The following is a 20,381-nucleotide window of genomic DNA, read 5'->3' on the forward strand; positions in this document are numbered from 1 at the left end:
GCATCAGTCGTCCAACTTCGGATCGCGTTTCTGACCGTCCAGCAGTTTGTCTGCCCGATGATGTTCCAGAGCGGTCAGGGACTTCTCGGCCTTGGTTCGACCGTGGACGACGCGATTGGCGGCTGCCTGCACCTTGTTCTCGGCCTTGGCCCGCGTCTTTCGCGCCCGGTTCAGATTGACGATCTCGCCCATGGTCAGTTCTTCGGCGGCTCTGCCGGCGTTTCTGCGGGCGTGGGCAGCGGCGCCAGCGCCGCCGGCACCTGCGAGTCCGAGATGGTCGTCTGGGGGATGAAGGGCTGGTTCGCCGGACGCTCGCCCAGCCGGGTCCAGGCGTCGGGGCCGAGCCCGCGCTGGCGACCCAGTTCGAACATGGCGGTCATGGTCTCCTGGTCGAACTTCAGGCTTGAGGCGGCGACATTGTCGGGAATGGCCGACAGGGCCATGTCCAGGCCGTTGCGCCTCGCGAAGGCCGCCGTCACCGCCAGATGGATGCGCAATGACGACTTGCTCATGCTGTCATAGGTCCGCGACAGGATGCCGGACAGGCGGCCGGGCGTGACGCCGTCGTTGCGACCGACCTGACCGTTGACGATGACATAGAGCGCGCCGACACGCCCCTCGTCCTTGGGCCGAGTCCAGAGCATCAGGTCTTCGGGGATGGCGAGGAAGGGCGTGTTGACCCCGCCGTCGACGTGCATTTCCAGTACGACCTTGTCATCGTCCTGAAGCCCCGCGATCAGCACGGGCGGGAAGACACCGGGAATGCTGGCGGACGCGACCAGAACCTCCTTGAACAGTTCGCGGGCATTGTCGTCGCCCTGGGCGGCCAGCAGACCCATGTCCCAGATGACCGTCTCCTCGCTGTCCAGATCCGTCGTGGCGACGAGCAGGCGACGGCCCTTGGCGTTCTCGCGGGCGACGGCCTGCATCAGCTCGGGCGTGACGTTCTCGTCCACCAGGTTTCGCAGCGCCTGCGACGAGAACAGGCTGGGGTTCAGGAAGGCGGCGAAACTGCGCCAGCTCAGCAGATTGTTCGCTCCGCCGCTGGTGTAGGCGTGCTGAAGCTCGTCATCCCATTCCGAGCCCAGGAAGGCGAAGGGGGCGGCGAGGGCGCCGGTGCTGACGCCGGTCACCACGTCGAACACAGGACGATTCCCATGCTCGGTCCAGCCGACCAGCAGCCCGGCGCCATAGGCCCCGTTGGCACCGCCGCCGGACAGGGCCAGGATCGAGGTCGGATGATCGGGGCGCAACCGTTCGCCGATTTCTCGGGTGAAGGCCTGCAGTCGCGCGCTGTCGTTGGCGCGAATGCGGGGATCCTCGGCCTTGACCAGCGTGCCGTCGGTGATCCTGAGCGGCCCAGTCGGCCGATCCAGGGTGCCGCACGCGGTCAGCGCCAAGGCCATGACGATGCCGAACAGGCCCGATCCGATCCGCCGCATGCGCTTGTATCCAGCCCTGTGTCGAGAAATGCTTTCTACCGCTTCGGGCCGTCCCCTGTCACCACATCAGAGAACAAGCGTCGCCGTTTGAAACCCGGCCTGACGCCGCGTGTTCTCACCGGCAGGACAAACCGAACTGTTGGAGACAAACATGGTCGACGTTTCGCTCATCAAGGAACATCTCGAAGTCGTAGGCTCGGACGGTGGCCATGTGGGGCGTGTGGATCACGTCCTGGGCGACCAGATCGAGCTGGCAAAGCTGGATTTCGCCGGCGGCTTCAAACACCACCTGATCCCGGTCAGCTGGGTCGAAAAGGTCGATGACAAGCACGTCCACCTGAATCTGACCCAGGAAGACGCCAAGGCGCGCTGGTCGGAAAAGCCGCACTGATCACGGCGACTTAACGCGAATTCATCCAAGGCCCCGCTGCATAGGCGGGGCCTTATCGCTATTTGGGAGGCGTCGCATGAGGCGGCGCTGGAGCTTCGACCTTGATCCGCCTGATCCTGAATATCCTCTGGCTCATCTTCGGCGGCTGGATTTCCGGCCTGCTGTGGCTGTTGGGCGGCGCGATCCTGGCGCTGACCGTCGTCGGCCTGCCGTGGACATTCGCGGCGTGGCGCATCGCCAGCTATTCCTTCTGGCCTTTCGGCCGCGAGGTCGTGTGGCAGGATGCGCATCCGGTGGCGGGCTGCCTGGGCGTCGTGCTGAACATCGTCTGGTTCGTCGTCGCCGGCTGGTACATCGCCCTGACGCATCTGCTGATCGCCGTCGTGGAGTTCGTCTCCATCATCGGCATTCCCTTCGCCCTGAAGGATCTGGAACTGGCCAAGCTGGCGCTTGCGCCGGTGGGCCGCACAATTCGCGACAAGGCCTGACGCCAACGAAAAACGCCGACGTCGCTGGACGTCGGCGTTTGAACCTTCGCGTCGGCTGGCGTCAGCCCGGCGAGATCATCTTCTCGGGACGCACCGCCTCGTCGAACTCGGCGTCGGTCAGATAACCGCCGCCGACGGCTTCTTCGCGCAGGGTGGTGCCGTTCTTGTGCGCGGTCTTGGCGATCTTGGCGCAGGTATCGTAGCCCAGCTTGCCGTTCAGGGCCGTGACCAGCATCAGCGAGTTGTTCAGGCCGCGGGCGATATTGTCCTCACGCGCTTCGATGCCGACGACGCAGTTGTCGGTGAAGCTGATGGCCGCATCGGCGACCAGGCGGACCGACTGCAGAAAGTTGTAGGCCATGACCGGGTTGTAGACGTTCAGCTCGAAATGCCCCTGTGAGCCGGCGAAGGTCAGGGCGGCGTTGTTGCCGAACACCTGGACGCAGACCTGGGTCAGGGCTTCGCACTGGGTCGGATTGACCTTGCCCGGCATGATCGACGAACCCGGCTCGTTCTCCGGCAGGGCCAGTTCGCCCAGGCCCGAACGCGGGCCGGAGCCCAGGAAGCGGATGTCGTTGGCGATCTTGAACAGCGAGGCGGCGACCGTGTTGATCGCGCCGTGGCTGAAGACCATGGCGTCGTGGGCGGCCAGGGCCTCGAACTTGTTCGGCGCCGTGGTGAAGGGCAGGCCGGTTATCTCGGCGATCTGGCCCGCGACCTTTTCCGCGAAGCCGACGGGGGCGTTCAGGCCGGTGCCGACGGCGGTGCCGCCCTGGGCCAGTTCCATAAGCTTGGGCAGGGTCTGCTCGATCCGCTCGATGCCGTTGGCGACCTGTTGCGCATAGCCGCCGAACTCCTGGCCCAGGGTCAGGGGGGTGGCGTCCTGGGTGTGGGTGCGGCCGATCTTGATGATGTGGGCCCAGGCCTTGGCCTTGGCGTCCAGGGCGGCGTGCAGGTGTTTCAGCGCCGGGATCAGGTCGTTGACCACCTGTTCGGCGCAGGCCACATGCATGGCGGTCGGATAGGTGTCGTTCGACGACTGGCTCATGTTGACGTGGTCGTTGGGGTGGACCGGCTTCTTGGAGCCCATCTCGCCGCCCAGGATCTCGATGGCGCGGTTCGAGATCACCTCGTTGGCGTTCATGTTCGACTGGGTACCCGAGCCCGTCTGCCAGACGACCAGCGGGAAGTGGTCGTTCAGCCTGCCCTCGATCACCTCGTTAGCGGCCTTGACGATGGCGTCGGCCAAGGCCGGGTCCAGCTTGCCCAGGTCGCGGTTGGTCTCGGCGGCGGCGCGCTTGACGATACCCAGGGCCCGCACGACCGGCAGGGGCTGTTTCTCCCAGCCGATCTTGAAGTTGCCCAGCGACCGCTGCGCCTGGGCGCCCCAGTAGCGATCGGCGGCGACTTCGATGGGGCCGAAGGTGTCGGTCTCTGTGCGGACGTTGCTCATGCGCGGAATCTCGTCTCTCAGGCGTGGCGATGGGTTGCGCGGCGGTGTAGCACGGTCGTCATGCAGGGCAAGAAGAGCGCGGACATCCCCACACCGGCAGGCGTCGCATGACCGTCGGCTGGATCGGGACCGGCAAGGTCCGGGCGCGCGAGGATGGCGACGCGGTCGAGATCGTCATCGACGGCCTGACCACCCAGGCCAAATACTACAAGCCCTTGGTCTATGAGTTCATGCGCAAGGAATGGCGTGCGGCGCGGCCATCTTGGGGCGACCATGTGGTCGAGATTCGCATGGAGCATGTGGGCGAGCCGCCGTGGATGGATCTCGACAACCTGGCCAAGGCGCTGCTTGATTCCATCAAGGGCTATCTGTTCCACGACGACGCCCAGGTCGCGCGGCTGCTGGTGGAACGGCGCGAGGGCGAGCGGGAGCGGATCACCATCCGCTCCTATCCGCGTCGGGATTAACCGCTATTTCTTACGGAACTGGTCCAGCGACACCACCTTGGGACCGTCCGAGGACGGGTCGGTGTCCTGCGGCGGGGTCGGCTCTTCCTCAACCTCTTCCACGATTTCCGGCTCCTCGAACTGGAGCAGGAACTGAACGCTGGGATCGTAGAAGCGCGTGACGGCGGAGTAGGGGATCATCAGGCTCTTGGGCATGCCGCCAAAGCGCAGCTTGACCGAGAATCGGTCGGCCTCGACACGCAGGTCGTCGTACTGGTGCTGAAGCACCACCGTCATCTCTTCCGGATATTTCGCCAGGATGTCGGGCGCGACGCTGACGCCGACGGCGCGGGTCTTGAAGGTGATGTAGAAGTGATGCGCGCCGGGCAGACCTTCGGCCAGCACCCGTTCCAGCGCGGCGCGCACGACGCCGCGCAGGGCCTCGTGCGCCAGGCGCTCGTACTGCATCTCATCGACCGGTGGGGCCTGGTCGCTCATCGTCACCTCGCAATAGAGCGCGACTGATAGCGGGCCAAGCGTTCCGGCGAAAGATGCGAGGATGCTAAACCGCATCCCATTATTAGCTCATCGGCGCCATTGTGCCGTTCGGCGGAGCGGTATGCCTTGTATCCGGGCTAACGGCGATAGCAATGTTAATCTATATTTCGCATAATATATCTTAGGCGATAAACGGGCGGGCGCAACTCCCGCGAAGGTCTAGCCGTAATTACCGACCGAAGCGACCTTCTCGAGCGCGGGTCTGGATGGTGAAAGGCTCCTTGGCTGGCGGCGGTTGGCGCGTCAGGCCGACGCCCTTGAACCACAGCTTCAGGGCCTCGAAATGGATGGCCGCCATGACCTTCACGGTCATTAGCGGAATCGCAGCCGTGGCCGCCGCGATGTGTCGATCGTCCAGTGGGCCTCGTTCGGCCGACATGGCGGCGGTGATCAACGTCCCCTCGGCGTCGAGGCCGTCGATGGTCATGTCGAGGCGATCGCCGGGCGTGTGGCCTCTGAACTGATAGTCCATCTCCATGCCCATGAACGGCGAAACGTACAGGGCCTTGGCCGCGCCCTGACGGATCAGGCCGGCTTCCTGATCCTCGGCGGGAACCGGAATGACATAGGCGTGACGCACGCCGAAGGTGCTGGTGACCTCATAGACCATGGCGGCCAGCCGACCGTCAGTCAGATGGCAGTAGTAGAGGCTGATCGGATTGAAGACGTAGCCGAGCACGCGCGGCATGGTCAGAAGGCGGATCGGACCACCGTTCAGCGCGATCCCCGCGCGGGCCAGCCAGGCCTCCACCTGGGGCCGCAAAGCGCCCGAACCGTCGCCGCAGTCTCTGTCATGGAAGGACAGCAGGTTGAACCGGTTACGCGAGAACAGCCGCAGTCGCCGGTCCAGATCGTCGATCTCGGCCAGGTCCAGCAGCAGCCAGAAGACACGGTAGTTCAGCTGATGCGTGCGGGGGCGCAGCCGACGGTGCGTCACCCGGCCGCGATAGAGGGCCGAGGCCTGGGTCACGCGGCGCGCTCGAACGCCGTCAGGGGCGCCGACGACAGGTGGATGCGGCCGCTTTCGTTCGGGACAGACCAGGGGCGCCGCACCCCGCCCAGTTGCTCGGCGACGGCCAGACCAGACTGAAGCCCGTCTTCGTGGAAGCCGGCGCCGAAGTGAGCGCCGCAGAACCAGACGCCCCCCTGCCCTTGCAGGCTCCACAGCTGTTTCTGGGCCTGGATCGCGGCGGGGTCGAAGATGGGATGTTCGTAGAGTTCGCTGCGTAGCAGGGTGTCGGCGCGCGGCGGGCGTGGCGGGTTCAGGGTGACGAACAGATCATCGCCCGGCAGGCCCTGCAGCCGGTTCATCCAATAGGTCACGCACAGCCCCTCGTCGGCGCCGATATAGTTCCAGCTGGCCCAGGCCCTCCGACGCCTCGGCATCAGGCTGGCGTCCGTGTGCAGGACCGTCAGGTTGCGGCTGTAGCGGAAGGCGCCCAGCAGGGCCGCCTCCTGTTCGGTCGGCGCATCCAGCATCGCCAGGGCCTGATCCGCATGGGCGCCGATGACGACGTGATCGAATCGCTCGGCGCCGCCCTGACTGTCATGGATGATAACGCCCTGATCCGTGCGCCGCACGGCCGTCACGCCGCGATCCAGCCGGACGTCGTCGATAGCGCGGGCCAGATGTTCGACATAGACTCGGCTGCCGCCCTCGACCGTGCGCCAGAGAGGCCGCCCCACCAGTTTCAGCAGGCCGTGGTTGCCGCAAAAGCGAATGAAGGCCTCGGCCGGATAGTCCATCAAGGTGTGGGCCGGCGACGACCAGATCGCCGCCGCCATCGGCAGCAGGTGGTCGTCACGGAAGGCCTCGCTGAAGCCCTCGCGCTTCAGATAGTCGCCCAGGGTCAGGTCGGGGTCGGTCAGGCCGCCCAGGTCCTTTGGCGCGTCGCGATAGAAGCGCAGAATCTCGCTCAGCATCGACCAGAACCGTGGGCGAAGCGCGTTGCGACGCTGGGCGAACAGGCCCGGCGCCGCATATTCGAAACGGCCGTCGTCCAGCGACACGGCGAACGACATGTCCGTTGCGCGGGTCTCGACGCCCAGGTGTTCGAACAGGGCGATCAGATTGGGATAGGTGGCGTCGTTGAAGCAGATGAAGCCGGTATCCACGGCGATGTCGCCCGACGACACCCCCGCCGTCACCGTGTTGGAATGGCCGCCCAGCCGCTCCGCCTTTTCATAGATTATCACCCGGTGGCGCTGGGACAGAAGCCAGGCCGAGGACAAGGCCGCGACGCCCGAGCCGATGACGGCGATCTTCAGACGATCGGCGGGCGGTGTCGCGGGCGAAGAGGACATGAAAACTCCGATGACGCGCCCGCTGACGCAAGCGCAGGCATGGACGGATTACGGGCCGCCGTCGCGATCGGATGGCGATTGATCCAGACATTTCCGTTCAGCGTATTAGGGTCCATGTATGTCGAGACATCGTCCTTCACGTCAAACACACGCCGGTCGCCGCGCATGAGGGGCCCGGATTTCGAGCACGACCCCCTGTTGCATGATCGCCTGATCGAAGCCATCGCGCTGCGGCGCGACCGCGACGCCTTCGCCCAGTTGTTCCAGTATTTCGCGCCTCGGCTGAAGGCCTGGCTGATCAAGTCGGGCGCCCCCCCCGGCTCGGCCGAGGACTTCGCCCAGGACGCCATGCTGACCGTGTGGCGCAAGGCGGATCTGTTTGACGCCAGCAAGGCGCGCGCGGCGACCTGGATCTTCACCATCGCCCGCAATCGTCGCCTGGACATGCTGCGCCGCGACGCCCGACCGCTGCCGACCCCCGAGATCGATCTGGGCGACGACGTCCGCCGCCCAGACGAACTGCTGTCGATGTCCGAAGACGCCGATCGCGTGCGGGACGCCATCGCGCGGCTGAGCCCGGATCATGTCGAGGTCCTGCGCCTCGCCTTCTTCATGGACAGTTCTCATTCCGAAATCGCCCGACATCTCGACCTGCCGCTCGGCACCGTCAAATCCCGCATCCGAAACGCCATGACCAAGCTTCGCCTGATCCTCGCCCCGTCCGAGGAGGCCGCGCGATGAACGCGAACCGCAATCCGTCCGAGGACCGGCTGCTGGCCTATGCTTCCGGCGCCCTCAGCCCGCCGGAGGCCGTGGTCATGGCCGCCCACCTGGCCCTGCGTCCCGCGAATGACGCCTGGGTTCGGCGGCTTCAGGCCGTCGGGGGCGCGTTCCTGGACGAGGCCGCCCCCTCCTCCCTGTCTGACGACGCCCTGGCCCAGGCCATGGCGCGGATCGAGACGGACGCCGGAGAGGTCAAGAGCGTCGCGCCGCTCAACGACATGCCGGAACTGCCCGAGCCCTTGCGGCGCTATGCGCTGGGCCCCTGGCGATGGATCGGGCCGGGCATGCGCGCTCGTGATGTTCACGCGCCCCGCGACGGCGATTGCCGGGTCATCCTGCTGAGGATCGAGTCCGGCCGCGAGACGCCCCGGCACACCCACGGCGGGGTGGAGCTGACCTGCGTCCTGTCCGGCGCCTACGCCACCGAGACGGAGCGATTCGATATCGGCGATCTGGAAGAGGCGGATCCCGACGTGCTGCACCAGCCGCGCGTGGTGTCGGACGAGGCCTGCCTGTGCGTGGTCGCGCTGGACGGTCAGATCCAGCTTGACGGCTGGATCGGCAAGCTGATCCAGCCGTTCGTGCGACTGTGACCGACCTGGCGACGCTGTGGGGCGCGGCGGCCCTTTTTCTGGTTCTCGTGATGAGCGCCGCCTGGCTGGTTCAGCGCCGGACAGGCCAGGGCGGTTGGGCCGACGCCTTCTGGTCGCTGGGCCTGGGGGCCGCCGGCGTCGGCGTCGCGCTGTTTTCGATCGACGGCGCAGCGCCCACCCTGCGGCAATATCTGGCGGCCATGCTGATCGGGATGTGGGGCCTGCGTCTGGGCCTGCATATCGCCGGCCGCGCCTCCCACGAAGAACAGGAAGACGCCCGCTATGCTCGACTGCGCCAGGAGTGGGGCGACGGCTTTCAGGTGAAGATGTTCGGCTTCCTGATGCTGCAGGCCGGCGCTGCGGCCTTTCTGGCGCTCAGCGTAATGTTCGCGGCGCGCAATCCCGCGCCGGGCCTGACCCTCCAGGACGGGGTGGCGACGCTGATTTTCGTCTTTGCCCTGCTAGGCGAGGGCGTGGCGGATCGACAGTTGACCGCGTTCAAGCGCGATCCCACCAATCGCGGCAAGGTGTGCGATGTCGGCCTGTGGGCCTGGTCTCGCCATCCCAATTATTTCTTCGAATGGCTGGGCTGGTGCGCCTGGCCGGTCTTCGCCATCAGCTTTGGCGGCGACTGGCCCTGGGGTTGGCTGGCGTTGACGGGGCCGGCCTATATGTACTGGCTGTTGACCCAGGTTTCGGGCGTGCCGCTGCTGGAGGCCCATATGCGGCGTTCGCGACCGGACGCCTTCGCCGCCTATGCAGCCCGCACCAGCGCCTTCTTCCCTCGCCCGCCGCGTCGCTGAGCCGACCTCACGCCTTGCGCGGGGTTCCGAGATGGACATCCCCGCGGCGACGCGCGATCTCGATCTGCTTCTGTCGTTCCGCGTAGCGCTCGCGCTGGCCCTCATCGCGCGTGGCGTGACAGCGTTCGCAGCAGACGCCTTCGACATAGTGCGGGGACGCACGCCCGGCCTCGTCCACCGGCAGTCGGCACCCCCGGCAGAGGGTGTGGCGACCCTGGCTCAGACCATGTCCGACTGAAACGCGCTCGTCGAACACGAAACATTCGCCGCGCCATAGGCTGGCATCTTCATCCACCGTCTCAAGATAGCGCAGGATGCCGCCTTCCAGATGGTGGACGTTCTCGACGCCCTCGGCCCTCAGGAAGGCCGTCGCCTTCTCGCAGCGAATTCCGCCGGTGCAGTACATGGCCACGCGGCGCGCGCCGGTCTGTTCCAGCAAGGCGCGGCCTTCGCTGCGGAACCAGTCGGGAAAGTCGCGGAAACTGCTCGTATTCGGCTGCACCGCCCGGTCGAAAGCGCCGATCTCGCCCTCGTAATCGTTGCGCGTATCGATGATGAGCGTCTCGGGATCGGCAATCAGGGCGTTCCAATCCGTGGGCGACACATAGACCCCCGCCTGTCGCGGCGGGTCCAGGTCCGGCTGCCCCATGGTGACGATCTCGCGCTTGACCCGCACCTTCATGCGGTGAAACGGCAGCACGTCGGTCCAGGCGTATTTCAGCTCCAGCACCTCGAAGCCGGGCATGGCGCGGATCGACACCAACACCGCCTCGACCGCCGCTTCTGATCCCGCGACGGTGCCGTTCAGCCCCTCGTGGGCGACCAGCAGCGTGCCCCTCACCTCCCCGGCGTCGCAGACGGCTTGCATCGCATCACGTGCAGCGACCGGATCGGCGACAGGGGCGAAGCGATAGAGGGCCGCGACACGGAAGGCGTGGTCGGACGAGGTCTGGAGGTCTGTCATGGATCTGGCCCCTCGAAGGCGCCGGGAGTGGCGCGCCCAGCAGGACTCGAACCTGCAACATCCCGCTTAGAAGGCGGGTGCTCTATCCGGTTGAGCTATGGGCGCTCGGGCAAGACGTCGGGGGCGTCAGTGCGTCCAGGACTGCTTGCGGTTGGTGGCGAAGTTGTCGGCATAGGCCTTGATGATCATGGGCGGATCGTTCGGCTCATGCAGGCGGAAGGCGATGCCGTGACGCTCGGCGTATTCGATCGCCTCTTCCTTCGATTCGAAGTTCAAGCGGACCTGACCATTCATGTCGCTGGAGCTGGTCCAGCCCATCAGCGGGTCGATGGTGCGCGCCGAGGCGGGTTCGAACTCCAGGCGCCAGTCGCGGCTCTTGGCCTTGCCGGACTGCATCGCGGTTTTGGCCGGGCGGTAGATGCGAGCGAGCATGGGAGAAATCCTTAGAAACGGCGAGGCCTCAAGGCCTGCCATAACGCGCGCCGGATATGGAATCCAGCGGCCTTCCGTTGGTCGGGGCGAGAGGATTCGAACCTCCGACCCTCTGGTCCCAAACCAGATGCGCTACCAGGCTGCGCTACACCCCGGACCGAACGGAGCGCTCTATTGGCACTTCGCGAAGCGATCCGCAATCAAGGCTTGAAATAAGGATGCAAAACCTTGTCGCCGGGCTGGGCGTTGATCTCGGCGGCCCGGCCGGCGCGCAGTTCCAACACCCCGTTCGCGGCGCCGTTAGAGGGAATCGGGGCTTCGGAATAGGGGGTGGCGTGAGAGGCGATGGAGACGATTCGCCCTGTCGGATCGATATAGAGTATGTCCAGCGAACTGGGCGTGTTGCGCATCCAGAAGCTCTGCTCGCGCGGCCCCTCGCCCGGCCACTGGAACAGCATGCCCCGATCTGCCTCCAGCGGCGGCCGGTACATCAGGCCGCGTTGGCGTTCGGGCTCCTCGTCGGAAATCTCGACCCAGAACTGATGCTCGCCGGTCGTGGTGACGATGGCCAGCCTTTGCATCGGCTCGCCGTTCGAGCCGAGCGGCGCCTTTCCAGCGCAGCCGGCGACCGCAAGCAAAAGCAGGCCCGCCATCAGGAAACGTCTGGTCGCGTCGATCATGCGCCTCTCCTGGGGCGCCGAATCAGTCGCCCGTTCTGATATCCGCGACCACCAGCCCCTTGGGACCATTGGCGAATCGCACCCGCACCGTATCGCCGGGAACAAGGTCGTCCAGGCCGCAGCGACGCAGGGTCTCGATATGGACGAAGATATCGCCCGGTTCGCGCGCGCGCACCACGAATCCATAGCCCTTGGTGCGATTGAACCATTTGACCATCGCCGTCTCCAGCTCGGTGTCGAATTCTTCGGGCGCTGGCGAGACAGCAGGCGCAGTCAGGCGGCGCAGGACGGCGGTCGTCTCCCCCTCGCCGAGGTCGTGAATCTCCACGGTTTGCCAGCCCTTTGGCCGCTTCACGCAATCGCAGGTGATCGGCGCGCCCTCGTCGGCGGCGTCGCGCCCATGGTCGCGCAGGCTGCTGATATGCAGCAGGACATCCCGCATTTCCGTCAGCGCGGGATCGTCCGGCACGATGAAGCCATAGCCCTTCACCGCATCGAACCATTTCACACGCCCGATGACACGGACGGTCTGCGCCGTCTCCATCTCGCTGTAGTCAGACAACTTCGCACCCCCGCCCGCTCCTCTAACGGACTCGTCGTTATGTTTAACACTGTTCCGCGAAAGTTTGAAAAGAGGAAATACACGCGACAGGGGAAGTTGCGGGTTTGACAAAGCGACATGTTGTCGCAGCGACACTGCATCAGGTCCGCCGGATATCCCTGCGGGCGGTCTGAAATGTAAGGGGTTTCGATTTTCGGGAGCGTGATGCTCGACCAACGGCCTGCCCGCGTGGCAGTCCCTAGGGGAGTCGAACCCCTCTTTTCAGGTTGAAAACCTGACGTCCTAACCGATAGACGAAGGGACCGCTGCGCGGGAGAGCCGGCGATATAGCCGCGCCCTCCGGACGGTGCAAGCTTGGATTTCGAGTTTTTTGGCCGTCGTCAGATCATGCGGGGATCGGCGACATCCTCGATTTCGAACTGCACGCCCTTGCGGCCGTTCCAGTCGTCGGCCTTCAGCCGCCCGACGACGTTGAGCCCCCCCTGCCCTGACAGCAGCGCCTGACCGGAAGGCAGATCGGCGCAACGCCAGGCGATGGCCTTGACCGAGGCGCCGTCCGCCCCGACCAGCCGACACCGCACATGTCCGCCGTTCATCGCCACCGGCTCGCGCGCCTGAACGCCGCTGAGGGCGAAGACCGGCTCCGGGTTCGCCGGACCGAAAGGCGCCAATTGCTCGAACGACTCGAACAACGCGCGCGTTGCGGCGCCCGGATCGATCAGGGCGTCGATCTCCAGCACGTCCTGTGCGACGGCCTCGACGCGTTCGGACGCCAAGCGATCGTTAAGGAAATCGGTCAGCTCGGCCACGCGGGCGCTGTCCATCGTCAGCCCTGCGGCCATGGCGTGTCCGCCGCCGGCTATCAGCAGGCCGCCCTCCCACGCCGCCTGGATGGCGCGCCCCAGGTTCATGCCGGGCTGGGATCGGCCGGAGCCCTTGCCCAGACCCGTCACGGGATCGACCCCGATGACGATGACCGGCTTGCGCCAGCGCTCTCGCAGGCGACCGGCGACGATGCCGACGACGCCGGGGTGCCAGTCCTCGCCCGCGACCACGACCACGGCCGTCTCGTCGGCATGGGTCCCGGTGGCCTCGACCCGGCGGACGGCGGCGTCCGTCACCGCCCGTTCGACGTCGCGCCGCGACAGGTTCAGCGCATCCAGCTCGAGAGCCAACGCCTCGGCCTCGGCGGGATCGTCGGTGGACAGCAGACGCGCGCCCAGGTCCGACCGCCCGATGCGACCGCCGGCATTGATGCGCGGGCCCAGGATGAAGCCGGCGTGATTGCTCTTGGCCGGGCCGGGCTCGGCGCCCGCCGCCGCCAGAAGCGCGCGCAGACCGGGATTGCGCCAGTCGCTCATGACCTTCAGCCCCAGCCCCGTCAGCGCCCGGTTGAAGCCGGTCAGGCCGGTCACGTCGCAGATGGCGCCCAGGGCCGCCAGGTCCAGCCACTGACGAATGTCGGGCTCGGGCCGATCGGCGAACAGGCCGCGGCGCCGTCCCTCGCGGTTCAGCGCCGCCAACAGCACGAACACCACCCCCGCCGCCGCCAGATTGCCCTGGCCAGAGTTGCAGCCCGGCCGGTTCGGATTGACGACCGCCAGCGCCGTCGGCGGCTCGCTGCGCATCAGGTGATGGTCGATGACCACGACGTTCAGGGCGATATCGGCCGCGTGGGCCAGGGCCTCGTTCGCCGCCGCGCCGCAGTCCACCGTGATCACCAGATCGGCGCCAGACCCCTTCAGCGTATCGAAGGCCCTGGCGCTGGGGCCGTAACCTTCGGTCATCCGGTCGGGGACGTAGATGGACAACTCATGGCCCATGGTGCGGAACCAGCGCACCAGCAGGGCGGCGCTGGAGGCCCCGTCCACATCATAGTCGGCGAAGACATGGATGTTCGCCTTCGCCTGCAGGGCGTCCAGTATGGCGTCGGCCGCCGCGTCCATGTCCATGAAGCTGGAGGGGTCGGGGAACAGGGCCCTCAGCGTGGGCGTCAGGAAATCGGCGCCCTGATCCGCCCGCACGCCGCGCGACGCCAGGGCGCGGGCCAGCGGCTCTTCCAGCCCCAGCGCCTGCATATGGGCGCGCGTTGTCTCCGCATCCGCCGGCCTTTGCCGCCAGGCGCGCCCGGACAGGGACCGGGACACGCCCAGGAATGCGTTCAGTATCTTTGCACCACTATCGTCCGCCATCACCGCATCATCCCGGGATTCTGCATCCCCGGCGACAGGTTCATTGCGGGCTTGAGGGAACGGGGCGGCGATCGATGGGCGGCGGCGCCTTGGCCCGTGCGCGCAATTCCTCGGCGAAGGCCTCGATTTCCGTCTGGGTTCGGGCGGCGTCCGGCGAGACCGGGACGGCCTCCACCTGCGCCGTGATCTGGGCCGCCAGGGCGACCGGGTCGCTGACCGTCCAATCGATCCGCGCGACGTCGCCGCTCAAGGTGGAGCCGTCGCCCTGAAGCGTGCGAACATCGGCGGCCACCTGCGCAACCTGAGGCAGGCCGGTCGGCGCGGCGGGAAAGTCCTCCCAGCGGGGATAGCGGCGATTCGCGTCGACCAGTTCCTGAACGCGCGGCGCCAACGGCGAGGCGGGGTCGGTCTTGGGCGCGAACGCCCCCGCGCAGGCCCCCAATGGCGCCGTGATCGCGACTGCGGCGATCAGGATCATCTTTTTCGAGAGCGGCGCGTTCATTTCCTGGCTGGTCTTATGCCATCATCGCCACGCGCGGAAGGGTGGATGAACCGGCCTCCGTCACAGGAAGCGCGAAGGACGATCATGGCCAAGCTCCCTCAGCCCCCCGCAGACGCCGCCCCCCGCCCGGCGCGCAAGGCCGGCCGTCCGACCTCGGCCAAGCCTCGTCCCCCGCGTCAGCCCAAGCCGAAACCCACCGAGATCCCCCAGCCGACGCCCGAACCGATGGCTCCCCCTGCGCCGGAGGCGACCCTGCCGGACCAGGCCGAACTGATCGAAACCTTGTCCATAAACCTGGCCAAGGCGGCCATGATGGCCCAGAGCGCCATCGCCGAGGCGGCGCTCAGCCAGGCCGACCGTCCCGCCGCCCTCTCACCCGACCCGTTCAACGTCGCGCCCGCGATGACCTCGGTCATGACCAGCCTGGCCGCGCGGCCTGAAAAACTGTTCCAGGCCCAGGCCGACCTGTTCGGTCGTTACATGGATCTGTGGTCCTCGACCGCCCGACAGGCGGCCGGAGAAACGCCCGAACCCGCGCCGGCCGACAAACGGTTCAAGGACCCCGCCTGGTCCGAAAATCCCATGTTCGACATGATGCGGCGCTCCTACTTACTGACGTCGGACTGGATGAACGGCCTGATCGCGGGGGTTGAAGACGTCGATCCGACGGTCAAGCGGCGCGCCCAGTTCTTCACCCGCCTGCTGACCGACGCCTTCTCGCCCTCGAACTTCCTGGCTTCCAATCCCGTAGCCCTGAAGGCGCTGGCCGAGACCAGCGGGGAATCCCTGGTGAAGGGCATGCAGAACTTCGCCGCCGACATGGAGCGCGGCGGCGGCTCACTGCGCATCAGCCAGGCGGATTACGGCAAGTTCGTCGTGGGCGAGAACGTGGCCACCGCCCCCGGTCAGGTCGTGTGGCGCGACGAGCTGTTTGAACTGATCCAGTATGCGCCGACGACCGAGACCCAGCACGAGATCCCGCTGCTGATCTTCCCGCCGTGGATCAACAAATTCTACATCATGGACCTGCAGCCGGCGAACTCGCTGATCCGCTGGCTGTCGGCCCAGGGCTTTACGGTGTTCGTCTGTTCCTGGGTCAATCCGGACAAGGACAAGGCCGATTTCGGCTTCGACGACTATCTGGAAAAGGGCGTCTATCGCGCGGTCGAGAAAACGCTGGAACAGGCCGGTACCCAGCAGTTGAACGCCGTCGGCTACTGCATCGGGGGCACCCTGCTGGGCGCGGGTCTCGCGCACATGGCGGCCAAGGGCGACACGCGCGTCGCCGCCGCCACCTTCTTCGCCGCCCAGCACGATTTCGCCGAGGCGGGCGACCTGCTGCTCTTCACCGACGAGCACTGGATCGCCGAGATCGAGCGTCAGATGGATGCTGCCGGCGGGGTCCTGCCCGGAGCCGCCATGGCCGAGACGTTCAACGCCCTGCGCTCCAACGACCTGATCTGGTCCTTCTTCATCAGCAACTATCTGCTGGGCAAGGATCCGCCCGCCTTCGACCTGCTGTTCTGGAACGCGGACCAGACCCGCATGCCCAAAACCCTGCACCTGGCCTATCTGCGCCAGATGTACGGCGCCAACGCCCTGGCCCAGGGCGACTTCCAGATCGGCGGATTGACGGCGGACCTGTCGAAGGTGTCGATCCCGCTCTATTTCCAGGCCAGCCGCGAGGACCATATCGCGCCGAAGAACTCGGTCTATCGTTCGGCCAGGCTGTTCGGGGGCGACGACGTCACCTTCACCCTGGCGGGATCGGGCCATATCGCCGGCGTCATCAACGCCCCTGCGGCGAACAAATATCAGCACTGGACCAACGCCGCTCTGCCCGCGACCCTGGCGGAATGGCAGGCGGGCGCGCTAGAGCATCCGGGCAGTTGGTGGAACCACTGGGCCGCGTGGCTCAAGGACCGCGCGGGGCCCCAGATCCCGGCCCGCGATCCTGAAAAGGGGCCGCTCAAACCCCTCGAGTCGGCGCCCGGCAGCTATGTGAAAGTGAAGTCTTGAACCGTTTCGAACCCAACGCCCTGCTCGCGGTCAGCACCGGGGTGGCGCTGATCCTGCTGATCATGACGGCCAGTGTCTTCGGCGAGCCAGGCAATACGGTGAAATACGTCATCTCCGCCATCGTCTGCTCGGCCGCCTTCGTCCTGCTGAACGGTCGGATGGCCAAGGTGATGAAGCGACCCGCCGTCCAGCCGATGATCCATCGTGATGCGCCCGGCACGGCGGTCTGGGCGGGGCTGTTTCCGCTGCTGGTCATCGCCATGGCCTGCGCGCCGGTTTTCTTCGCGGGCCACGACTATGGGCTGCTGGTGATCATCGCCTCGGTCTTCTTCGGCTTGACCGTCGATTCCGCGTTCCGGGCGCGCAAGGCATGAGGTTGGCCGTCGCAGTTGTCGGCGCCGTGTTTGCGCTGACGACCCCTGCCTTGGCGCAATCTGGTCCACCGCCGCAAAAGGTGGTTCTGGTCGGCGATTCCACCGTCGCGGTCGGCAGCGGTTGGGGCGGAGCCTTCTGCGATGACCACGTCATATCCGCCCTCGCATGCCTGAACCTGGGGCGCGAGGGGCGCAGCACGGCGTCGTATCGCGCTGATGGTTCCTGGGATCTGGCGCTGTCGGAGATAAGCGGCGCGCCCTATACCGCGACCTGGGTGCTGATCCAGTTCGGCCACAACGACCAGCCGGGCAAGCGGGTGTCCACGGATCTGGCGACGACCTATCCCGACAATCTGAGGCGGTTCGTCGCCGAGGTTCGCCGACGTGGCGCCCGGCCCATATTGGTCTCGCCGCTGGTCCGTCGGCGTTTCGTCGCGGGCGAACTCGAAAACACGCTCGCGCCCTGGGCCGAGGCGGTGCGTCAGGTCGGCGCCGAAACCGACACGCCGGTGATCGATCTGAACGCCGCCAGCGCCGCGCAGGTGCAGGCGATGGGCGCATTGGCGGCCGCGAGATTGTCGGCAGGAACAGTCCCGGAAGCCTTTGTGCCGGATCTGTTGACGGGACGGTCGCCCGCAGCGCCCCCTGCCCTGCGCCCCGAACCGGGTGCTTTAGGCCGACGCGCCGACGACTTCGACTACACCCACCTCGGCCCTGACGGCGCCGCCCTGTTCGCGGACATGGTGGCGGCTGCGCTGGTGAAGGCCGCGCCCGATCTTGCCCCGCTTCTAGTCCCCTAGGCCGCGACGAACTTCAAGGCCACGCCGTTGTTGCAGTAGCGCAGACCGGTGGGGCGCGGGCCGTCCTCGAAGACATGGCCCTGATGGCTGAGGCAGCGGGCGCAGTGATATTCCGTGCGCGGAATGCCGATGGCCAGATCGCGTTTGCGACCGATGTTCGGGGCGATGACGTCGTAAAAACTGGGCCAACCGGTGTGGGAATCGAACTTCCATTGCGACCGGAACAGCGGCAGGTCACAGCCCTTGCAGACGAAGGCGCCACGCCCGTGCTGGTCGTTCAGCGGGCTGGTGTAGGGCCGCTCGGTGCCTTCGTGGCGCATCACCCGCCACGAGGCGTCGCCCAACCGCCGTCGCCAGTCGGCGTCGGACACGCGGCGGTAGGGAGAAGTCGCATACTGCCCCTCCCCGGCCTCGGTCGGCTCGGCGGAACAGGCGGTCAGGGCGAGCGCGCCGGCGCCCATCAGAAGGCCCCGGCGATGCAGAATCAGGGACTGGGTCATGACCTCCATACGACGGGGGTCATGAAATGGTTTCAGCCGGTCAGATCAGACCGGTCGCCTCGTCCAGATTCAGCAGGATATTGAGGTTCTGAACCGCCGCGCCCGATGCGCCCTTGCCCAGATTGTCCAGCAGAGCCACCAGCCGCGCCTGTTCGCCGTTGCGGTCGCCGAAGACGTGCAGACGCAGGCGGTTGGTGCCGTTCAGCCCCTCCGGTTCCAGTCCCGTCATGGCTTCTGTCTCTTCCAGATCGACGACCTCGACGAACCTCTGACCGTCATAGGCCTCGACCAGGGCCCCGTGAATGCGCTCGACCGACGGGGTCTCAGGCAGGGCGGCGAGGTGGAGCGGAACCTCGACCAGCATGCCCTGGCGATAGTCGCCGACCGCCGGCGTAAACAGCACGTCGCGGCTCAGCCCGGCGTGTTTCGTCATTTCCGGCACATGTTTGTGCCTCAGCGACAGACCATAGGCGCGGTAGGCGGTGGAGCAGCCTTCAGCCTCGAACTCGGCGATCATGGCCTTGCCGCCGCCGGAATAGCCAGACACCGCATTGACCGTGACCGGATAGGTCGCCGGAACCAGCCCCGCCTTCACCAATGGCCGCATCAGGCCGATGAAGCCCGTCGGATAGCAGCCGGGGTTCGACACGAACGACGACCGCGCGATCAACTCGCGCTGGCCCGCATCCATCTCCGGGAAGCCATAGGCCCAGCCCGGCGCGACCCGATAGGCGGTCGAGGCGTCGATCACCTTGACCGACGGGTTCTCGATCATGGCCACGGCTTCGCGCGCCGCATCGTCGGGAAGGCACAGGATCACGGCGTCGGCGTCGTTCAGCGCCTCGCGCCGGGCCTCGACATCACGCCGACGGTCGCCCAGCAGGATCAGTTCCAGATCGGTGCGGACTTCCAGCCGCTCGCGGATCTCGAGCCCCGTGGTACCGGCCTCGCCGTCGATGAAGATGGTGTGGGTCATAGCCTACTCCTGACCCTTCCCCCATGCGGGAGAAGATAGACAAGAAAAAGGGCGCTCCGGGTCTCCCCGAAGCGCCCCAAATCCAAACCGCGTGAACGCGATTAGCGCTTCGAGAACTGGAAGGAACGGCGAGCCTTGGCGCGGCCGTACTTCTTGCGCTCGACGACGCGGCTGTCGCGGGTCAGGAAGCCGTGCGGCTTCAGGACCTTGCGCAGTTCCGGTTCGAAATGCGTCAGGGCGTGCGACAGGCCGTGGCGGATGGCGCCGGCTTGACCCGACAGACCCGAACCTTCGACGGTGCAGATCACGTCATACTGGGTGGCGCGGTCCGAGACGGTCAGCGGCTGGGCGATCATCATGCGCAGCACGGGACGAGCGAAATACTGCTCCTGGTCCTTGCCGTTGACGGTGATCTTGCCGGTGCCGGGCTTCACCCAGACGCGGGCGATCGCGTTCTTGCGCTTGCCGGTCGAATAGGCGCGGCCCTGGGCGTCCAGCTTCTGGACATAGACGGGGGCGTCGTTCTCGACCGAAGAGCTCAGGCCCTTCAGGGCGTCAAAGCCGGTGGCGGCTTCGGTGTTGGTCACGTCGGTCATGCTCAGACGCTCCGGGTGTTCTTGGGCGACGCCGACTTGAAGTCGATCGTTTCCGGTTGCTGGGCTTCGTGTTCGTGCGCGCCGCCGGCGAACAGGCGCAGGTGCGTCATCTGCTTGCGGGCCAGCGGGCTTTCCTTGGGCAGCATGCGCTCGACGGCCTTCTCGAGCACGCGCTCGGGGAAGCGTCCGCCCAGAACCTTCTCGGGGGTCGTCGACTTGACGCCGCCGGGGTGGCCGGTGTGGCGATAGTAGACCTTGTCGGTCGACTTCTTGCCCGTGAACACCACCTTGTCGACGTTGGTGACGACGACATAGTCGCCGCAATCGACGTGCGGGGTGTAGTCGCCGCGGTGCTTGCCGCGCAGACGGTTGGCGATGAAGGTCGCGAGGCGGCCCACCACGACGCCTTCGGCGTCGATGTGGATCCACTTCTTCTCGACCTCGGCCGGCTTCAACGAAGCCGTAGTGCTCTTCAGCATTGAGAGGGTTCCTAGAGACGAAATCGGGTCCGGCCCCCGAGAGA

25 protein-coding genes and 3 tRNA genes are annotated in these 20,381 nt (G+C 66.4%); 9 read left to right on the plus strand and 19 right to left on the minus strand.

Annotated elements, in window-relative coordinates:
• Positions 1-3: 3 nt before the first annotated feature.
• On the minus strand, positions 4-192 hold the full coding sequence (locus tag ACODSC_RS05030) for a DUF4169 family protein (protein WP_488812378.1): 189 nt from the start codon (positions 190-192) through the stop codon (positions 4-6).
• Positions 193-194: 2 nt separating this feature from the next.
• Positions 195-1,442, minus strand: a complete 1,248-nt coding sequence (locus tag ACODSC_RS05035; protein ID WP_488812380.1) for a patatin-like phospholipase family protein — start codon at positions 1,440-1,442, stop codon at positions 195-197.
• A 151-nt stretch (positions 1,443-1,593) separates the two neighbouring features.
• Here ACODSC_RS05035 and ACODSC_RS05040 point away from each other — a divergent pair, with 151 nt between their 5' ends.
• Positions 1,594-1,833 carry a DUF2171 domain-containing protein gene (locus ACODSC_RS05040; protein ID WP_425983728.1) on the plus strand — a complete coding sequence of 80 codons (240 nt, stop codon included), beginning with the start codon at positions 1,594-1,596 and terminating at the stop codon, positions 1,831-1,833.
• 101 nt (positions 1,834-1,934) lie between these two features.
• Positions 1,935-2,321 (plus strand): YccF domain-containing protein, encoded by a 387-nt coding sequence (locus ACODSC_RS05045; RefSeq protein ID WP_409716115.1) that lies wholly within the window; start codon positions 1,935-1,937, stop codon positions 2,319-2,321.
• Positions 2,322-2,382: 61 nt separating this feature from the next.
• Here ACODSC_RS05045 and fumC read toward each other — a convergent pair whose 3' ends face one another.
• Positions 2,383-3,774, minus strand: a complete 1,392-nt coding sequence (fumC, locus tag ACODSC_RS05050; protein WP_488812383.1) for a class II fumarate hydratase — start codon at positions 3,772-3,774, stop codon at positions 2,383-2,385.
• Between the two features lie 107 nt (positions 3,775-3,881).
• Between fumC and ACODSC_RS05055 the strand changes: the two genes are divergently transcribed.
• The gene (locus tag ACODSC_RS05055) at positions 3,882-4,241 is read left to right on the plus strand and encodes a RusA family crossover junction endodeoxyribonuclease (RefSeq protein WP_488812385.1); all 360 of its coding nucleotides are present in this window, start codon (positions 3,882-3,884) and stop codon (positions 4,239-4,241) included.
• 3 nt (positions 4,242-4,244) lie between these two features.
• On the opposite strand, the gene ACODSC_RS05060 is transcribed toward ACODSC_RS05055, so the two are convergent.
• The 3 genes from ACODSC_RS05060 to ACODSC_RS05070 all read right to left on the minus strand — a co-directional run bounded on the left by ACODSC_RS05060 (position 4,245) and on the right by ACODSC_RS05070 (position 7,082).
• Positions 4,245-4,718 carry an SspB family protein gene (locus ACODSC_RS05060; RefSeq protein WP_488812387.1) on the minus strand — a complete coding sequence of 158 codons (474 nt, stop codon included), beginning with the start codon at positions 4,716-4,718 and terminating at the stop codon, positions 4,245-4,247.
• A gap of 229 nt (positions 4,719-4,947) precedes the next feature.
• Complete coding sequence (locus ACODSC_RS05065) at positions 4,948-5,748, minus strand: DUF1365 domain-containing protein (RefSeq protein ID WP_488812389.1); 801 nt, start codon at positions 5,746-5,748, stop codon at positions 4,948-4,950.
• Positions 5,745-7,082, minus strand: coding sequence for an NAD(P)/FAD-dependent oxidoreductase (locus ACODSC_RS05070; RefSeq protein WP_488812391.1), 1,338 nt, complete (start codon positions 7,080-7,082; stop codon positions 5,745-5,747). The genes ACODSC_RS05065 and ACODSC_RS05070 overlap by 4 nt, the downstream gene beginning before the upstream one ends.
• Before the next feature lie 165 nt (positions 7,083-7,247).
• Between ACODSC_RS05070 and ACODSC_RS05075 the strand changes: the two genes are divergently transcribed.
• From ACODSC_RS05075 to ACODSC_RS05085, 3 genes are read left to right on the plus strand one after another with little or no spacing between them, the layout of a single operon-like run.
• Entirely contained in the window at positions 7,248-7,823 is a 576-nt protein-coding gene (locus ACODSC_RS05075) for a sigma-70 family RNA polymerase sigma factor (RefSeq protein WP_488812393.1), read from the plus strand.
• A complete protein-coding gene (gene chrR, locus ACODSC_RS05080) occupies positions 7,820-8,458 on the plus strand; it encodes a cadmium/peroxide/UV radiation responsive anti-sigma factor ChrR (protein WP_488812395.1) in 639 nt (212 codons plus the stop codon). The genes ACODSC_RS05075 and chrR overlap by 4 nt, the downstream gene beginning before the upstream one ends.
• On the plus strand, positions 8,455-9,261 hold the full coding sequence (locus tag ACODSC_RS05085; protein ID WP_488812397.1) for a DUF1295 domain-containing protein: 807 nt from the start codon (positions 8,455-8,457) through the stop codon (positions 9,259-9,261). The genes chrR and ACODSC_RS05085 overlap by 4 nt, the downstream gene beginning before the upstream one ends.
• 7 nt (positions 9,262-9,268) lie before the next feature.
• Here the strand turns inward: ACODSC_RS05085 and trhO are convergent, their stop codons facing one another.
• The 9 genes from trhO to ACODSC_RS05130 form a co-directional block, all read right to left on the minus strand.
• A complete protein-coding gene (trhO, locus tag ACODSC_RS05090; protein ID WP_488812399.1) occupies positions 9,269-10,225 on the minus strand; it encodes an oxygen-dependent tRNA uridine(34) hydroxylase TrhO in 957 nt (318 codons plus the stop codon).
• 28 nt (positions 10,226-10,253) lie between these two features.
• Positions 10,254-10,330 (minus strand) — tRNA-Arg (locus ACODSC_RS05095).
• A gap of 21 nt (positions 10,331-10,351) precedes the next feature.
• Positions 10,352-10,657, minus strand: coding sequence for an ETC complex I subunit (locus tag ACODSC_RS05100; RefSeq protein ID WP_488812401.1), 306 nt, complete (start codon positions 10,655-10,657; stop codon positions 10,352-10,354).
• Positions 10,658-10,735: 78 nt separating this feature from the next.
• Positions 10,736-10,812: transfer RNA gene (locus ACODSC_RS05105), tRNA-Pro, on the minus strand.
• A gap of 45 nt (positions 10,813-10,857) precedes the next feature.
• A complete protein-coding gene (locus ACODSC_RS05110) occupies positions 10,858-11,337 on the minus strand; it encodes a DUF192 domain-containing protein (protein WP_488812403.1) in 480 nt (159 codons plus the stop codon).
• A 22-nt stretch (positions 11,338-11,359) separates the two neighbouring features.
• Positions 11,360-11,881, minus strand: a complete 522-nt coding sequence (locus ACODSC_RS05115) for a cold-shock protein (RefSeq protein ID WP_488813443.1) — start codon at positions 11,879-11,881, stop codon at positions 11,360-11,362.
• A gap of 247 nt (positions 11,882-12,128) precedes the next feature.
• Positions 12,129-12,203, minus strand: a tRNA-Glu gene (locus ACODSC_RS05120).
• Positions 12,204-12,279: 76 nt separating this feature from the next.
• Positions 12,280-14,091 carry a single-stranded-DNA-specific exonuclease RecJ gene (gene recJ, locus ACODSC_RS05125; protein ID WP_488812405.1) on the minus strand — a complete coding sequence of 604 codons (1,812 nt, stop codon included), beginning with the start codon at positions 14,089-14,091 and terminating at the stop codon, positions 12,280-12,282.
• A gap of 40 nt (positions 14,092-14,131) precedes the next feature.
• Complete coding sequence (locus ACODSC_RS05130; RefSeq protein WP_488812407.1) at positions 14,132-14,593, minus strand: hypothetical protein; 462 nt, start codon at positions 14,591-14,593, stop codon at positions 14,132-14,134.
• 84 nt (positions 14,594-14,677) lie between these two features.
• Here ACODSC_RS05130 and phaC point away from each other — a divergent pair, with 84 nt between their 5' ends.
• The 3 genes from phaC to ACODSC_RS05145 are packed head-to-tail and all read left to right on the plus strand — an operon-like array spanning position 14,678 to position 17,786.
• On the plus strand, positions 14,678-16,612 hold the full coding sequence (phaC, locus tag ACODSC_RS05135) for a class I poly(R)-hydroxyalkanoic acid synthase (protein ID WP_488812409.1): 1,935 nt from the start codon (positions 14,678-14,680) through the stop codon (positions 16,610-16,612).
• A complete protein-coding gene (locus ACODSC_RS05140; RefSeq protein WP_488812411.1) occupies positions 16,609-16,986 on the plus strand; it encodes a hypothetical protein in 378 nt (125 codons plus the stop codon). Before phaC ends, ACODSC_RS05140 begins: the two co-directional genes overlap by 4 nt.
• Positions 16,983-17,786, plus strand: a complete 804-nt coding sequence (locus ACODSC_RS05145) for a rhamnogalacturonan acetylesterase (RefSeq protein WP_488812413.1) — start codon at positions 16,983-16,985, stop codon at positions 17,784-17,786. Before ACODSC_RS05140 ends, ACODSC_RS05145 begins: the two co-directional genes overlap by 4 nt.
• On the opposite strand, the gene msrB is transcribed toward ACODSC_RS05145, so the two are convergent.
• From msrB to rplM, 4 genes are all read right to left on the minus strand, one after another.
• Positions 17,783-18,286 carry a peptide-methionine (R)-S-oxide reductase MsrB gene (gene msrB, locus ACODSC_RS05150; protein ID WP_488812415.1) on the minus strand — a complete coding sequence of 168 codons (504 nt, stop codon included), beginning with the start codon at positions 18,284-18,286 and terminating at the stop codon, positions 17,783-17,785. The two genes, ACODSC_RS05145 and msrB, sit on opposite strands and share 4 nt — an antisense overlap.
• A gap of 40 nt (positions 18,287-18,326) precedes the next feature.
• A complete protein-coding gene (argC, locus tag ACODSC_RS05155; protein WP_488812417.1) occupies positions 18,327-19,262 on the minus strand; it encodes an N-acetyl-gamma-glutamyl-phosphate reductase in 936 nt (311 codons plus the stop codon).
• A gap of 101 nt (positions 19,263-19,363) precedes the next feature.
• Positions 19,364-19,858, minus strand: a complete 495-nt coding sequence (gene rpsI, locus ACODSC_RS05160) for a 30S ribosomal protein S9 (protein ID WP_183195297.1) — start codon at positions 19,856-19,858, stop codon at positions 19,364-19,366.
• 2 nt (positions 19,859-19,860) lie between these two features.
• Positions 19,861-20,334, minus strand: a complete 474-nt coding sequence (gene rplM, locus ACODSC_RS05165) for a 50S ribosomal protein L13 (protein WP_183196355.1) — start codon at positions 20,332-20,334, stop codon at positions 19,861-19,863.
• Positions 20,335-20,381 lie beyond the last annotated feature (47 nt).

The organism is Brevundimonas sp. FG128 (genome assembly GCF_057809775.1).